We start from the raw sequence: 14,212 nt of genomic DNA on the forward strand, positions 1-14,212 counted from the left end.
TCGGGCTCTTGACCTGTGGAGCTTGATCACATAGTGGCCGGTGTGCCGGTTCTACTCGGGGGTGACGAGCCCCTTGGCGTCCCTGGCCAGGGCGGTGAGCCGGGATATTGCGCGGAAGTACTTCTTCCGGTAGCCGCCGTTCAGCATCTCCTCGCTGAACAGCCTGTCGAAGGGCTGCCCGGAGGCCAGGACCGGGACCTCGCGGTCGTAGAGCCGGTCCGCGAGGACCACGAGCCGCAGGGCGGTCGACTGGTCGGGCACCGGCCGCACATCCGTCAGGCAGACGGCGCTCAGGTCGTCGGTGAGCGCGCCGTACCGGCTGGGGTGCACCTTGGCCAGGTGCTCCAGGAGGTGCGGGAAGTCGTCGAGCGAGGCGCCCGGGGTGGCGTACGCCGCCTTCGTCACCTGTTCGTCGGAGTAGGGCGCCGGCGCCTCGGGCAGGCCGCGGTGGCGGTAGTCCTCGCCGTCGATGCGCAGGGCGCGGAAGTGGGCCGACAGGCCCTGGATCTCGCGCAGGAAGTCGACGGCGGCGAACCGCCCCTCGCCGAGCTTGCCCGGCAGGGTGTTGGAGGTGGCGGCGAGCGCGACCCCGGCGTCGACCAGCCGCGCGAGCAGGCTCGACACCAGGACCGTGTCGCCGGGGTCGTCCAGCTCGAACTCGTCGATGCACAGCAGGCGGTGGCCGGAGAGGGTCTGCACGGTCTGCTGGAAGCCGAGGGCGCCGACCAGGTTGGTCAGCTCCACGAAGGTGCCGAACGCCTTCAGCGCGGGCTCGGCGGGGGTGGCGTGCCAGAGGGAGGCGAGCAGGTGGGTCTTGCCGACGCCGTACCCGCCGTCGAGGTAGACCCCGCGCGGCCCGGCCGGCGCCTTGGCCGCCTTCGCCTTCCCGAAGCCGAGGAAGCCGCGTTTCGCGCCGCCGGCCACCGCGTGCGCCCCGCCGAGACCGCCGGCGAACCCTTCCAGGACCCGTACGGCCTCGGTCTGGCTCGGCTGGTTCGGGTCGGGGAGGTAGGTGGCGAAGCGGACCGAGTCGAAGCGGGGCGGCGGCACCATCTCGGCGACCAGCCGGTCCGCGGGGACGTGCGGGGAACGGGTGCACAGCGACAGCGGGCCCGCGTCGGCTATGGGGCTGACCTCGGATGCGGCAGGAGAAGACGACACGGTTACCCATGCTAGTTGCCGTGCCACACTGCACGACATGCGACGCCTGTTCCCTGTGACCGAACGAACAACAGCCCAGGCCTCCGGCGGTACGGCCGGACGGGGGAGCGAGGGGGCGGCGGGGGAGTGGAGCCTCGCCGAGCTGGCGCTCGCCTACGCCTACCCCGGGTCCGCCGGACGGGAGCCGTGGCTGCGGGCCAACATGGTGTCCACGCTCGACGGGGCCGGCCAGCACGACGGGCGGTCGCAGCCCATCTCCGGCGCGGCCGACATGCGGATCTTCGGCACCCTGCGCGGGCTCGCCGATGTCGTCGTCGTGGGTGCGGAAACGGTACGGCAGGAGGAGTACCGGCCGGTACGCGAGCGGGCGGAGTTCGCGGACGCCCGGGCCGCGGCGGGGCAGGCGAGGGTCGCCGCGGTCGCCGTCGTCAGCGCCAGCCTGGATCTCGACTTCTCGCTGCCGCTGTTCACCTCGCCGCTGGTGCCCACGCTGGTGCTGACCGGCGCGACGGCCGCCCCCGGCCGGGTCGCCGCCGCCGAACGGGCCGGGGTCCGGGTGGTGACCGCGGGCGACGGCGCCGGTGTCGACCCGGACCGCGCGGTCCGCGCCCTGGCCGGCCTCGGCCACACCCGCCTGCTCACCGAGGGCGGACCCCGGCTGCTCGGGCAGTTCGTCGCCGCCGGAGTCCTCGACGAGCTGTGCCTGACGGTCTCCCCGATGCTCACGGCGGGGGACGCGCAGCGGATCGCCGGGGGGCCCGGTGTCGCGGTACCCCAGCGCTTCGAACTAGTGTCCCTGCTGGAGGAGGCCGGATTCCTGTTCGGTCGCTATCGCCGGTCCTGAAATCAGCGGAATATTCCGTTCCGCTTAGCTTTCGGCGGGCAAACTGAATCCGGCAGTACCCGTGCGATCACGGGGCAGGATGGTTTCCGCAGGGGTGCCGGCCCCACGGAGGAAAGAGGGTCGAGCGGCCCTCTAGGGAGAAGAGGCGCCAGGTGTTCACAAGCGTTCTGATGATCGAGAAGGCCCTGACGTCCGCCGACGTGGAGTTCGTCACCACCTTGCACGGGGACGAGCAGGTCGCCTTCCACGTGCTGCTGCAGCCGCGCGGCGACCAGGCGGACCGCCTGCTGCGGGCCATCGACGACATCGCGCTCGGCGAACTCGACGAGGCCGCGCGCGAGCGGGAGACGCCGGAGGGCGACGCGGCGAAGGGGCCTGCGGGGCAGGCGCTGGACGTGTCCCTGACGGCGCTGCGGGCGGCGGGCAGCACGGCGGAGGGGCGGATGGTCGAGGACCACCCGCTGGACGCGCTGCGGAAGCTGGTGGAAGAGGTGGGCGCGGACGAGGTGATCGTGCTGACCGATCCCCACTATGTGGAGGAGTTCTTCCACCGGGACTGGGCGTCGCGGGCGCGGCACAAGGTGGGGGTGCCGGTGCTGAAGCTGTTCTCGCACAGCAAGGCGTAGGTGTGGTGGGGGGCGGTGCGGTGCGTTCCGCGGCTGCGGGTGCGTCGTGGCTTGTCGCGCAGTTCCCCGCGCCCCTGACGGGGCGCCGATGCTCGCGCCCCTTGCGAGGCGCCCGGTGCCCGAGCACATAGGCTAGGCACGCTTTCGCACGTCACCGTCTCTGGGAGAAATACATGGCACCCGGGCTTCCTTCCGCCATGGAGCGTCCGCACTTCATCGGGATCGGCGGCGCCGGGATGTCGGGGATCGCCAAGATCCTCGCCCAGCGCGGGGCCGCGGTGGCCGGGAGCGACGCCAGGGAGTCGGAGACCGCCGAGGCGCTGCGGGCGCTGGGCGTGACCGTGCACATCGGGCACGCGGCCGGGCACCTCGCCGACGACGCCAGCTGTGTCGTCGTGTCCTCGGCGATCCGGAAGGACAACCCCGAGCTGGCCCGTGCGGCCGAGCTGGGCATCCCGGTGGTGCACCGCTCCGACGCCCTCGCCGCCCTCATGGACGGCCTGCGGCCGATCGCGGTGGCCGGCACGCACGGCAAGACCACCACCACGTCGATGCTCGCGGTGTCCCTGACCGCGCTGGGCCGCGAGCCCTCGTACGCCATCGGCGGCGATCTCGACGCCCCCGGCTCCAACGCCCTGCACGGCGCGGGCGAGATCTTCGTCGCCGAGGCGGACGAATCGGACCGCAGCTTCCACAAGTACGCGCCCGAGGTCGCCATCGTCCTCAACGTGGAGCTCGACCACCACGCCAACTACGCCTCGATGGACGAGATCTACGAGTCCTTCGAGACCTTCGCCGGCCGGATCGTGCCCGGCGGCACGCTGGTGGTCAACGCCGACCACGAGGGGGCGCGCGAGCTGACCCGGCGGGTGGCCTGCAGGGTGAACACGGTGACGTACGGCGAGGCCGCGGACGCCGACGTCCGGGTGCTCTCCGTCGTACCGCAGGGCCTGAAGAGCGAGGTCACCGTCGCGCTGGACGGGACCGAGCTGACCTTCACGGTCTCCGTGCCCGGCCGGCACTACGCGCACAACGCGGTCGCCGCGCTGGCCGCGGGCGTGGCCCTCGGGATCCCGGCCGCCGAACTCGCCCCGGCCCTGGCCGCCTACACCGGCGTCAAGCGGCGCCTCCAGCTCAAGGGCGAGGCGGCAGGCGTCCAGGTGATCGACTCCTACGCCCACCACCCGACCGAGATGACCGCCGACCTGGAGGCCATGCGCGGCGCCGCCGGCGACGCGCGGATCCTGGTCGTCTTCCAGCCGCACCTCTTCTCCCGCACCCAGGAGCTGGGCAAGGAGATGGGCGACGCGCTGGCCCTCGCGGACGCCTCGGTCGTCCTCGACATCTACCCGGCCCGTGAGGACCCGATCCCCGGGGTCACCAGCGAGCTGATCATCGAGGCGGCGCGGGCCGCGGGCGCCGACGTGACCGCCGTGCACGACAAGGACGAGGTCCCCGGCGTGGTCGCGGGAATGACGAAGCCCGGTGATCTGGTTCTCACCATGGGCGCGGGCGATGTGACCGACCTGGGCCCGAGGATCCTGGAACGCCTGGCGAAGTGAGGGGCTGAGAGTCATGTCGTACGACGTCGAGAAGCCGGACGAGCAGTGGCGGGCGGAGCTGTCGCAGGCCGAGTACGCCGTGCTGCGTCAGGCGGCGACCGAGCCGGCCTTCAGGGGTGAGTACACCGACACCAAGACCAAGGGCGTGTACTCCTGTCGCGCCTGTGGTGCCGAGCTGTTCACCTCCGGCACGAAGTTCGAGTCCCACTGCGGCTGGCCGAGCTTCTACGACCCGAAGGACACGGACGCGGTCGAGCTGATCGAGGACCGCACGCACGGGATGGTGCGTACCGAGGTGCGCTGCGCGCGCTGCGGCTCGCACCTCGGGCACGTGTTCGAGGGTGAGGGGTATGCGACCCCGACCGACCAGCGGTACTGCATCAACTCGATCTCGCTGCGGCTGACCGCGGACGAGAGCTGAGTCCGGCCGGGCCCGTCAGCGGACGGGCCCGGATGCCGGTGCGGGGTTGCCGGCCGCCGGGGCCCGGCGGCGGGTGGTGAGGACCACCACCAGGCCGCCCGCGACGGCCAGGGCCGCCAGGACCGCCGCGAAGACGGTGGTGCCGGTGGTCAGTCCGACGGCGTCGCCGAGATAGCCGGCCGACACCGGCAGCAGGCCCGCCGGGACGTAACCGCCCACGTTGAGCGCCGCGTTGGCCTCGGCGAGCCGCTCTGCCGGGACGCTGTGGTTGAGCAGCGAGAGCCCGCCGAGCTGCCCCAGGCCCTGCCCGGCCCCGGCCAGCAGCGCGGCGGCGATCAGCGGGGGGACCGACGGGATGCGCACGGCGGCGGCCAGCGCGGCCATGCCGAGCGTGGTACCGGCGGCGCCGGCGGCCAGGACGGTGTGCCGGGGCAGCCTCCGCACCGCGAACTGCACCCCGGTGGCGGTCAGGAACATCGCGAACGCCATGGACCCGGAGACGATCCGGCTGGTGGTGCCGAGCAGACCGGACAGCAGCGAAGGGCCGAGCGAGAGCACGAACGAGGTCGCGGTGATGCCTGGCGCGAACACCGCGATGCCGAGGGCGAGGTGCCGGCCGCCCCCGGCCGGGACGCCGGGCACGCGGAGCCAGGGGCCCCGGGCGGGGGTGGCGGGGCGGCGCACCGGCATGCGCAGCACGGCGAGGACGGCGGTGGCGAGCAGTGCCGCCTCCACCACGAAGACGGTGACGGTGGGGCCGGGCAGGGTCTCGGACAGGACGCCCGCGAGGAGCGGGCCGAGACCGGCCCCGAAGACCATGGCGCAGGACGCGAGCAGGGCCGCGAGCCGCTTGCGGTGTTGCCCGGCCACGTCCGTCACGGCGGCCATGCCCGCGGAGACCACCGCGCCGACGGCGATGCCGGTCAACAGCCGGGCCGCCATCAGCGCGGCCACGCTCGACGCCGCCGCGAAGATCACGCAGGCGGCCAGCGCCAGCGCCAGGGCGGGCAGCAGGACCGTCTTGCGGCCGAGCCGGTCGGAGACGACGCCGGAGACGAGCAGCGACCCGAGCAGGCCGGCGATGTAGCAGGCGAAGATCACGGTCAGGGTGCCCTTGGAGAACCCGATCTCGCGCTGCCACAGGACGTACAGCGGTGTCGCCGCGTTGGACAGGACGAAGACCGCCGTCACCGGCCAGGCGGCCAGCCACACCCAGCGTAAGGGCGCGGGTGTCGGCGGTCCGGCCGCCGCCGCTTCCCGAGGCTCGGTTCGACTCTCCGGCATGGCAGGTTCCTTCCCCGAATCCAGTACGAGTTTTCTCGAACATAGCATGCGATGTGCAGGCGGTACGATCGGAGTCGTACAAGGGGATCGGTCGCGAGGAGTCGCTCATGTCGGTACGGGTGCCGGAGTTCAAGGTGCTGCCGGAACCGGCGGGTCTGCCGGAGCCGCTGCCCGAGCCCGCGGTGGCGGACCTGCGCCTGGAGACGGTGCTGGGGGCGCTGAGCGATCCGCTGCGCCTGCGCATCGTGCGGAAACTCCTGCTGGAGTCCGAGCGGTTCGACCACACCTGCGGTTGGTTCGGCCTCGACCGCCCCAAGTCCTCGCTGACCCACCACTTCAAGGCCCTGCGCGAGGCCGGTGTCACCCGGCAGCGCCAGTACGGGCTGGAGCGCCGCAGCCAGGTCCGTGTCGACGACCTCGACGCGCGCTTCCCCGGCCTGCTGGACCTGGTCGCGGCATGGACGCCGGACGGGGACTGACACCGCGCGCCCACCGGCGGCTGGTGCCCGGATCGGGACAGTTTGAGATTCTGTGAGGGTGTCGGGTGTCGCACGATGGTTCCAGGGCCGCAGGGGACCCGCGTCCGCCGAAGGCCCGGGCGGACCGGACGGGCTCGCCGCGCCGTTCAGGGCGTTGCGCTCGGCCGCGGCCGGCATCGGCACCAGCCTGGACGAGTCCACCACCTGTACGGAACTGACCCGGGCGGCGGTACAGGTGGCCGGCGGCTGCTCGGCCGTGATGCTTCGGGTCGGCGAGACCGTCTCCGGCTACGAGGCGATCGCGGGCGACGCCGACCTGCTGCCCGACGCCCGCTGGGCCACCGCGGTCGCCCGGGACGCGGGTACCCCGGCCGCCGACGGCTGGGCGGACCCGTGGCTGACCCGCCCGGTCGACAGCTACCCCCGCCCGGCCCTGTGCGCGCCTCTGACCAGCGGCTCCGACCAGTACGGCGTCCTGGTCTGCGCCCGCGAGGGGACGGCGTTCACCCGCGCCGAGGCCGAACTGCTCGCCCTTCTAGCCGAACGCGCCGCCTCCCACATCCGGCACGCCCGCGAGTACGACCAGGTCAACCGCACCGCCGCCGACCTGCAACGCGCCCTGCTCTCCGAGCCGGGCCGGCCGCACCCGAACCTGGACGTGTCGATCCGCTACCTCCCGGCCGGCGGGCGGGTGCTGGTCGGCGGCGACTGGTGCGAGACCGTACGGCTGCACTTCGGGCGCACGCTGCTCGTCGTCGGCGACGTGATGGGCCACGGCCTGGAGGCCGCCGTCGACATGAACGCCTACCGGTCCTCCCTGCGCTACATCGCCTCCTCCGAGCTGCCGCCGCACCGGGTGCTGCGCCAGCTGGACGACATCGCCGCCAGCGAGGCGGACCGAAGACCCGCCACCTGCCTGCTGGTACGCGTCGACCCCAGCCGTGGTCAGGTCACGCTGGCCAGCGCCGGGCACCTGCCGCCCGCGCTGATCACCGCGGACGGCAGAACCGCGCTCCTGCAGGTCCCCGTCGGCCCGCCGCTGGGCACCGGCTTCGGCGGCTACGAGTCGGCCACCCACCGGATCGAACCCGACGAGGCCCTGGTCCTCTTCACGGACGGCCTGGTGGAGCACCGGGGCGAGGACATCGACCGCTCCCTGCACCGCCTCGCCGAACTGCACTTCACCCCGTGCGCCGACGTCGAGGGCCTGCTGGAGTCCATCCTCACCCGTCTCGACGCCCGGCACGCCGAGGACGACGTCGCGGTACTGGCGGCGCGTCCGCACCCCCGGCAGGGCGGGTTCAGCTCCGTGGAGGAGGCGGAAGGCTGAGCGCCCCGCGGGGAGGGCCGTCGTCGGGTGCGGCGCCGTCGTGGCTGGTCGCGCAGTTCCTCCCCCAGCCTTCGGCCGGGGGTACCCCCAGCGCCCCTTCGGGGGCCCTGCCAAAGCTCAGCTTGGCAGCGACAAGGTGAACACCGTGGTGCCGGCGGGGCCGTCGCCCAGTGCGATGGTTCCGCCGTGTGCCTCCACCAGCGCCCGGGCCACCGACAGGCCGAGCCCGCTGCCGCCGCGGTCCCGGCTGCGGGCCTTGTCGACGCGGTAGAAGCGGTCGAAGACCCGGGCACGGTCACCGGCCGGGATGCCGGGGCCGTGGTCGGCGACGCTCACCGACGCCGAGTCGGCGGTGACGGCGACCGCGACCGAGACCGGGGTGCCGGTGGGTGTGTGGACGGCCGCGTTGGTGAGGAGGTTGTCCAGCACCTGGCGGATCCGGACCGGATCGAGGCGGACCGGCACCGGGTCCGGGCCCGCGGTCACCGTCAGGGGATGGTCGGCGTGGGCGGCGCGGAAGGCGTCGGCGGCCTCCCGTACCAGTTCCGTGAGGTCGGCCCGCTCCAGCCGCAGCGGTGCCTCCACCTCGGCCGCGTCGAGCCGGGCGAGGAGCAGCAGGTCGTCGAGGAGGATGCCCATCCGGGCGGCCTCCGCGCGCAGCCGGGCCAGGTGCCGGTCGCGTTCCTCGGGCTCGTTGGCGGCGGCGTACTGGAAGAGGTCGGCGTAGCCGCGTACCGACATCAGCGGGGTGCGCAGCTCGTGCGAGGCGTCCGCGACGAAGCGGCGCAGCCGCTGCTCGGCCTCGGCACGGACGGCGAGGGAGCGGTCGATGTGCTCCAGCATGGTGTTGAACGCGGTGCGCAGCTCCTCCACCTCGGGGCCGCCGCCCTGCTTGGCCGCGCGCAGCGGCAGCCGGGCCGCCGACTCCGTCAGGTTGTGCGAGGCGATGCCGTGCGCGGTGTGCGCCATGTCGCTCAGCGGTTCGAGGCCGTTGCGCAGCAGCCGGCGGCCGAACACCACCAGCGCCAGCAGGGCCAGCCCGAAGGCCACCACCTGGACCGTGACCAGCTGCCGTACCGTGTCGTCGATGGTGCCCGTCGGCGCGCCGCTGACCAGCACCACCCCCGGCTCCACCTCGCAGCCGCGCAGCCGGTACTCGCCCTGGCCGGTCAGGTCCTTGGTGCGCAGCACCTCGGTGCCCGCGGTGATCTGCGCCTTCGCCACCGAGGTGAGCGGGGCGATGTCCGCGGGCAGGTCGCTGCTCTCCTCGGGCTTGCGCAGCACCGGGGTGCCGTTCGAGACGTCGTACACGGCGTAGTACCAGTGGTAGTACTTCTTGCCCTGGAGGGTGCCGTTCTGCGCGATGCTCTTGGACTGGGCGGTCTGGGCGAGCCCGAGCTGGTCGTCGAGCTGGGCCGAGAGATAGTCCCGCATGTAGGTGGTCAGGGCCGTGCCGACGACCGCGAACACCACCAGAGCCAGCGCCCCCAGCCCCAGCGCGAGGCGGGTGCCCAGGCGCATGCTCCGGTACGAGCGCAGCAGCCGGCCCGTCACTCCGCCGCCTGCTGCCGGATGACGTACCCGAAGCCGCGCACGGTGTGGATCAGCGGCTCCCCGCCGGCCTCGTCCATCTTGCGGCGCAGCCGGCTGACCACCAGCTCCACCACGTTCGAACGGCCGCCGAAGCCGTACTCCCACACGTGGTCGAGGATCTGCGCCTTGGTGAGCACGGTCGGCGACTTGCGCATCAGGTAGCGCAGCACCTCGAACTCGGTCGGGGTGAGGGAGATCAGCCGGTCGCCGCGGCGGACCTCGCGGGTGTCCTCGTCCATCGTCAGGTCGGCGATCCGGAGCACCGAGCGCTGGAAGCCGGGGCCCGCGCTGCGCCGCAGCACCGTCCGCAGCCGGGCCATCAGCTCCTCCACCGCGAACGGCTTGACCAGGTAGTCGTCCCCGCCCCGGGTCAGCCCCGCGACCCGGTCGGCGACCCCGTCGCGGGCCGTCAGGAACACCACCGGCACCATGGTCCCCGAGCGCCGCAGCCGGTCCAGCACGCCGAAGCCGTCCAGGTCCGGCAGCATCAGGTCGAGCACGACGATGTCCGGCCGGAACTCGGCCGCCCGCGCCAGCGCGTCCTCACCCGAATACGCGGTCACGGCGTCCCAGCCCTCGTACCGCGCGACCGTCGCGACCAGGTCGGCGATCGGCGGGTCGTCGTCCACGACGAGGAGTCGTACTTTTTCCACCCGCTCATACTGCGCCACCGGGCCGGATGCGCCAGACCCCGTCTCACACAGAAAAGACATCGATAAGCAGTTGAAAGTCGACCGACAGGAAAACGACAGCGGCCACGGGTGAAGCTCGACTCCCAGGACCCGATCAAGGAGCTGCCGACCCGTGACGACCGTCCAATCACCCCCTGCGCCCCCCACGGCGATACGCCCCAGGGTGGTGGCCCGCACGGGCCTGTACGCCGTGCTCGCCGTGAACGCGGCCGTGGTCGCCTACTTCTTCGCCCAGGCGGGCTTCGCCTCCAACGCCCTGATCGTCATCGGCCGCTTCTTCGGCCTCTACGGCGCCCTCGTGATGGCCTTCCAGCTGGTGCTGGTGGCCCGGCTGCCCTGGCTCGACCGCCGGATCGGCATGGACCGGCTGACCTCCTGGCACCGCTGGACCGGCTTCGCCCTGCTCTGGACGCTGCTCGCGCACGCCGTCTTCATCGGCTTCGGCTACGCCGACGGCGCGGGCGTCGGCCCGGTCGGCGAGATCGTCGACCTCGCGGAGACCACGGAAGGCGTGCTCCGGGCCGTGGTCGCGCTCGGCATCATCCTCGTGGTCGGCGCCGTCTCGGCCCGCTACGCCCGCCGCCGGCTCGCCTACGAGACCTGGCACTTCATCCACCTGTACACGTACGTGGCCGTGGTGCTCGCCTTCAGCCACCAGGTCGCGGTCGGTACGACCTTCACGGCGTCGTCCGCCGCCACGGCGTACTGGTACGCCGTGTGGGGCGTGGCCCTCGGCTCGGTGGCCCTGGGCCGCCTGGTGCTGCCGCTGTGGCGCAACCACCGCCACCGGTTCCGGGTCTCCGCCGTCGTCCCCGAGTCGGACAACGTCGTGTCCGTGTACGTCACCGGCCGCGACCTGGACCGGCTGGGCGCGCAGGCCGGCCAGTTCTTCCTGTGGCGGTTCCTGACCAAGGACCGCTGGTGGCAGGCGAACCCCTTCTCCCTCTCCGCCGCCCCCGACGGCCGCACCCTGCGGCTGACCGCCAAGGCGGCGGGCCCCGGCAGCGCGGGCCTGCGCCACCTCAAGGTCGGCACCCGCGTCTTCGCCGAGGGTCCCTACGGCGCCTTCACCGCCCTGCACCGGCAGAAGCCCGAGTCCCTGCTCATCGCGGGCGGCGTCGGCGTCACCCCCGTCCGCGCACTCCTCGAAGACATCGAAGGCCACGCGATCGTCATCTACCGTGTCGGCAGCGACCGGGACGCCGTCCTCTACGACGAACTCCGCGACCTCGCCGTCGCCAAGGGCGCCGAACTGCACCTGGTCACCGGCCCGCCGGTCCCGGACAAGCTGGCCCCGCGCGAGCTGGTCCGCCTGGTGCCGGACATCGCCGACCGGGACGTCTTCCTCTGCGGGCCGCCCCCGATGATGAACGCGGTGCTGCGCACCCTGGGAGACCTGGGCGTGCCCAGGCCGCAGATCCACTTCGAGCGTTTCAGCCTGGCGGGATGAGAGAGACACCGTGAAGCGAGCCATACCTGTCGTCGCCCTGAGCATCGCTGGCCTGATCCCCGTCTGGCGCTACGAACCGTCCATCGGCGGTACGACCACCTCCACCGCCGCACCCGCGCCGAGCTCCTCGGCCGGCTCCTCCTCGGGCACGGTCGTCAAGGGCACCACCATCGACACCGACAAGGGGCCGGTCCAGGTCCAGGTCACCTTCGACGGCGACAAGATCACCGCCGTGAAGATGCTCCAGCAGCCGAACCATCCGCAGACGACGGCTGCCGTGCCGGTGCTGATCTCGGAGACGTTGAAGGCGCAGAGCGCGGACATCGACACGGTCTCCGGCGCGACGATCACCAGCGACGCGTACAAGAAGTCGCTCCAGGCGGCGATCGACGACAACACCGAGTCCTCCTCCGCTTCGCCGTCCGCCTCCGCCTCGTCCGCCTCGAAGGTGGTCGCCGGTTCGACGGTCGACACCGAGAAGGGTCCGGTGCAGGTCCAGGTGACCTTCGCCGGGGAGAAGATCTCCGCGGTGAAGATGTTGCAGCAGCCGAACCATCCGCAGACGACGGCTGCCGTGCCGGTGCTGATCTCGGAGACGTTGAAGGCGCAGAGCGCGGACATCGACAGCGTCTCCGGCGCGACGATCACCAGCGACGGCTACAAGGAGTCCCTCCAGGCCGCGATCGACGCGAAGGGCTGACCATGCACCGGGTCGAACACGTCATGGGCTTCCCCGTCTCGCTGAGGGTGGACGACGAGGGCGACTTCGCGGACGCCGCGGACGCCGTCTTCGCCTGGCTGCGGGAGGTCGACACGCGGTTCAGCCCCTTCCGGGCGGACAGTGAGGTCTCCCGGCTCGACCGGGGCGAACTCCCCGGGTCCGAGGTGAGCCCGGACCTCGCCGAGGTGCTCGCGCTGTGCGAGGAGTACCGGCTGGCGACCGGCGGAGCGTTCGACGTACGGCTGCCGGGGCGGGGCCTCGACCCGTGCGCGGTGGTCAAGGGCTGGTCCGTGCAGCGGGCGGCGGAACTGCTGTCCGCCGCCGGGGCGAAGCGGTTCTGCCTGAACGCCGGGGGAGACGTGGTCGCGGCCGGCGGGCCCTGGCGGGTGGGGGTACGCCACCCCGAACACGCCGATCAGCTCTGCCTGGTCCTTGAGATCACGGACGGGGCGGTGGCGACCTCCGGGCGCTACGAGCGCGGCGACCACATCGTCGACGGCCGCACGGGCCGTCCGGCCACCGGCCTGCTCAGCGTCACCGTGGTCGCCCCCACGCTGACGGAGGCCGACTCCGCGGCCACGGCCGCCTTCGCCATGGGCACGGACGGCGCCGCGTGGGCGGCGAGCCGCCCGGGCTGCGAGGTGTTCGTGGTGGACACGGACCGGGCCGTGCTGCGGACCGCGGGGCTGCCGGTCGCCGGGGAGCCCTCGGCGGCCGCCTGACCCCTGCGGCGGCGGGATGCGTGCTCAGGCGGAGCCGTCCGGTGGGGGAGAGATCGGATCCGGTGGCTGCTGCGGGTTGCCGGCGGTCACCGCCGAGACCCGGCGGACGGGCCTGCTCAGCGCGCCCTCCAACGTGCGCCCCGGCATCCGGGACAGGCCGAAGATCACGGCGAGGGAGACCGACGGCGCGCCGACCGCGAACGCGGCGACGAACGGTTCGCCCGCGTCGAGGCTGTACTTCGCGAAGAACAGCATTGCCACGACGGACAACAGCGCGAACACCTGCCCCACGGTGCGCTGGGCGACCGCCGCCCAGGCCATATGGCGCCGGTGCCGCTCATCGACCCGGAACTCCGCCCAGATCTCAGCCGCGAGCCCGGGTTTGACCGACTCCCACTCCCGCGCGACGCTCGCGTCCCAGCGTGGGCCGGGGCCCTGGTCCTGCCGTGCCATCACTGCTCCCAGCCGAGTACATGGGACCGCAGGAAACGGAGCCGTCCGACCCAGGCGAGCGCGTCCGTGGCCGAGGGGTGTCCCGCCCGGGCGGCCCGGCGCAGCCAGTCGTCCGCGGCCGAGAAGTCGCCCTCTTCCGCCAGCACCAGCGCCAAGTTGTAGGCCGCGTCCGGGCTGGCCCGAAGGGCGCCCCTGCGCCACCACCGGCGGGCCTCGTCGAGATCGCCGCGGTCGCTCCAGAGCAGGCCCAGCAGCGCGTCCGCGTCCGCCACTCCCCGCTCGGAGGCGACGGTCCAGACCAACTCGGCCTCCTCGGTCCGGCCTTCACGGAGCAGCACGAGTCCGAGGTCCTTGCCCGCCAGGGCCACCCCGCCTTCGAAGGCCCGACGCAGACGGGGCTCGGCCTGGTGGTAGCGGCCGCTCCGTGCGTCCGCCACTCCCAGATGGTGCTCGGCCCGCGCGCTTCCCCCGTCGGCCGCGCGCCGCCATGCGGACATCGCGGACGGCAGGTCGCCCTTGCGGAAGAACCGCAGACCCTGATCGGTGAGCACCTCCGGCGCCACTGCGTCCGCAGACCCCTCGACGGGCTCCGGCGTCTGTGTCGGAGGCGGACCCAGCCTGGCGTACGAATCGGCCCAGTGCCTGCTGAGCCGTTCGTGGAAATCCGGCTCCTCCTGCTCCGTCCCGACCGGGGCGTGCCCGGGTGCAAGGACGTCGAGCACGCCGTCGAGGATGGTCCGCCACGCCATGCGCACCGTCCCCCTCGACCGGCTCCAAAGACATCCCAACTGTAGAAGAAGCACGGGTGGTTGGGCAGCACGAACGGGCGGGTCGCCGGGGTGTCTCCCGGTGGCCCGCCCGTTGAGGGGATCGC

15 protein-coding genes are annotated in these 14,212 nt (G+C 72.8%); 9 read left to right on the top strand and 6 right to left on the bottom strand.

Going from position 1 to position 14,212, the window contains the following annotated elements; translation table 11 throughout:
• Nucleotides 1-51: 51 nt before the first annotated feature.
• A complete protein-coding gene (zapE, locus tag ACGF5O_RS15760; RefSeq protein ID WP_393810434.1) occupies nt 52-1,161 on the bottom strand; it encodes a cell division protein ZapE in 1,110 nt (369 codons plus the stop codon).
• Nucleotides 1,162-1,198: 37 nt separating this feature from the next.
• Between zapE and ACGF5O_RS15765 the strand changes: the two genes are divergently transcribed.
• The 4 genes from ACGF5O_RS15765 to msrB all read left to right on the top strand — a co-directional run bounded on the left by ACGF5O_RS15765 (nt 1,199) and on the right by msrB (nt 4,614).
• Nucleotides 1,199-2,005, top strand: coding sequence for a pyrimidine reductase family protein (locus ACGF5O_RS15765; RefSeq protein ID WP_393810435.1), 807 nt, complete (start codon nt 1,199-1,201; stop codon nt 2,003-2,005).
• 170 nt (nt 2,006-2,175) lie between these two features.
• Nucleotides 2,176-2,631, top strand: a complete 456-nt coding sequence (locus ACGF5O_RS15770; protein WP_393810628.1) for an indole-3-glycerol phosphate synthase — start codon at nt 2,176-2,178, stop codon at nt 2,629-2,631.
• 173 nt (nt 2,632-2,804) lie between these two features.
• Nucleotides 2,805-4,193 carry a UDP-N-acetylmuramate--L-alanine ligase gene (gene murC / locus ACGF5O_RS15775; protein WP_393810436.1) on the top strand — a complete coding sequence of 463 codons (1,389 nt, stop codon included), beginning with the start codon at nt 2,805-2,807 and terminating at the stop codon, nt 4,191-4,193.
• Nucleotides 4,194-4,206: 13 nt separating this feature from the next.
• Entirely contained in the window at nt 4,207-4,614 is a 408-nt protein-coding gene (gene msrB, locus ACGF5O_RS15780) for a peptide-methionine (R)-S-oxide reductase MsrB (RefSeq protein ID WP_393810437.1), read from the top strand.
• A gap of 15 nt (nt 4,615-4,629) precedes the next feature.
• On the opposite strand, the gene ACGF5O_RS15785 is transcribed toward msrB, so the two are convergent.
• Nucleotides 4,630-5,898 (bottom strand): MFS transporter, encoded by a 1,269-nt coding sequence (locus tag ACGF5O_RS15785; RefSeq protein WP_393810438.1) that lies wholly within the window; start codon nt 5,896-5,898, stop codon nt 4,630-4,632.
• Nucleotides 5,899-6,005: 107 nt separating this feature from the next.
• Between ACGF5O_RS15785 and ACGF5O_RS15790 the strand changes: the two genes are divergently transcribed.
• Complete coding sequence (locus ACGF5O_RS15790; protein WP_393810439.1) at nt 6,006-6,377, top strand: ArsR/SmtB family transcription factor; 372 nt, start codon at nt 6,006-6,008, stop codon at nt 6,375-6,377.
• Between the two features lie 58 nt (nt 6,378-6,435).
• A complete protein-coding gene (locus ACGF5O_RS15795; RefSeq protein ID WP_393810440.1) occupies nt 6,436-7,707 on the top strand; it encodes a PP2C family protein-serine/threonine phosphatase in 1,272 nt (423 codons plus the stop codon).
• 117 nt (nt 7,708-7,824) lie between these two features.
• On the opposite strand, the gene ACGF5O_RS15800 is transcribed toward ACGF5O_RS15795, so the two are convergent.
• Nucleotides 7,825-9,261, bottom strand: a complete 1,437-nt coding sequence (locus tag ACGF5O_RS15800; RefSeq protein WP_393810441.1) for a sensor histidine kinase — start codon at nt 9,259-9,261, stop codon at nt 7,825-7,827.
• Nucleotides 9,258-9,953: a response regulator transcription factor gene (locus ACGF5O_RS15805; RefSeq protein ID WP_393810442.1), complete on the bottom strand. Its 696-nt coding sequence runs from the start codon at nt 9,951-9,953 to the stop codon at nt 9,258-9,260. The genes ACGF5O_RS15800 and ACGF5O_RS15805 overlap by 4 nt, the downstream gene beginning before the upstream one ends.
• Before the next feature lie 151 nt (nt 9,954-10,104).
• Here ACGF5O_RS15805 and ACGF5O_RS15810 point away from each other — a divergent pair, with 151 nt between their 5' ends.
• Genes ACGF5O_RS15810 through ACGF5O_RS15820 form a run of 3 tightly spaced genes read left to right on the top strand, consistent with a single transcriptional unit; the run spans nt 10,105 to nt 12,885 of the window.
• The gene (locus ACGF5O_RS15810; protein WP_393810443.1) at nt 10,105-11,442 is read left to right on the top strand and encodes a ferric reductase-like transmembrane domain-containing protein; all 1,338 of its coding nucleotides are present in this window, start codon (nt 10,105-10,107) and stop codon (nt 11,440-11,442) included.
• Between the two features lie 10 nt (nt 11,443-11,452).
• Nucleotides 11,453-12,142 (top strand): FMN-binding protein, encoded by a 690-nt coding sequence (locus tag ACGF5O_RS15815; protein WP_393810444.1) that lies wholly within the window; start codon nt 11,453-11,455, stop codon nt 12,140-12,142.
• Nucleotides 12,143-12,144: 2 nt separating this feature from the next.
• Nucleotides 12,145-12,885, top strand: a complete 741-nt coding sequence (locus tag ACGF5O_RS15820) for an FAD:protein FMN transferase (RefSeq protein WP_393810445.1) — start codon at nt 12,145-12,147, stop codon at nt 12,883-12,885.
• Between the two features lie 24 nt (nt 12,886-12,909).
• Here ACGF5O_RS15820 and ACGF5O_RS15825 read toward each other — a convergent pair whose 3' ends face one another.
• Both ACGF5O_RS15825 and ACGF5O_RS15830 read right to left on the bottom strand, forming a co-directional pair.
• Nucleotides 12,910-13,338 (bottom strand): hypothetical protein, encoded by a 429-nt coding sequence (locus ACGF5O_RS15825; protein ID WP_393810446.1) that lies wholly within the window; start codon nt 13,336-13,338, stop codon nt 12,910-12,912.
• Nucleotides 13,338-14,087 (bottom strand): tetratricopeptide repeat protein, encoded by a 750-nt coding sequence (locus tag ACGF5O_RS15830; protein WP_393810447.1) that lies wholly within the window; start codon nt 14,085-14,087, stop codon nt 13,338-13,340. Before ACGF5O_RS15830 ends, ACGF5O_RS15825 begins: the two co-directional genes overlap by 1 nt.
• Between the last annotated feature and the right edge of the window lie 125 nt (nt 14,088-14,212).

The sequence above is a fragment of the Streptomyces sp. NPDC048291 genome, assembly GCF_043201715.1.
GTDB lineage: Bacteria > Actinomycetota > Actinomycetes > Streptomycetales > Streptomycetaceae > Streptomyces.

Coding starts and splice junctions, on each gene's coding strand:
- ACGF5O_RS15765 (WP_393810435.1), top strand. CDS start 1,199: ATGCGACGCCTGTTCCCTGTGACCGAACGAACAACAGCCCAGGCCTCC.
- ACGF5O_RS15770 (WP_393810628.1), top strand. CDS start 2,176: ATGATCGAGAAGGCCCTGACGTCCGCCGACGTGGAGTTCGTCACCACC.
- murC (WP_393810436.1), top strand. CDS start 2,805: ATGGCACCCGGGCTTCCTTCCGCCATGGAGCGTCCGCACTTCATCGGG.
- msrB (WP_393810437.1), top strand. CDS start 4,207: ATGTCGTACGACGTCGAGAAGCCGGACGAGCAGTGGCGGGCGGAGCTG.
- ACGF5O_RS15785 (WP_393810438.1), bottom strand. CDS start 5,898: ATGCCGGAGAGTCGAACCGAGCCTCGGGAAGCGGCGGCGGCCGGACCG.
- ACGF5O_RS15790 (WP_393810439.1), top strand. CDS start 6,006: ATGTCGGTACGGGTGCCGGAGTTCAAGGTGCTGCCGGAACCGGCGGGT.
- ACGF5O_RS15820 (WP_393810445.1), top strand. CDS start 12,145: ATGCACCGGGTCGAACACGTCATGGGCTTCCCCGTCTCGCTGAGGGTG.
- ACGF5O_RS15825 (WP_393810446.1), bottom strand. CDS start 13,338: ATGGCACGGCAGGACCAGGGCCCCGGCCCACGCTGGGACGCGAGCGTC.
- ACGF5O_RS15830 (WP_393810447.1), bottom strand. CDS start 14,087: ATGGCGTGGCGGACCATCCTCGACGGCGTGCTCGACGTCCTTGCACCC.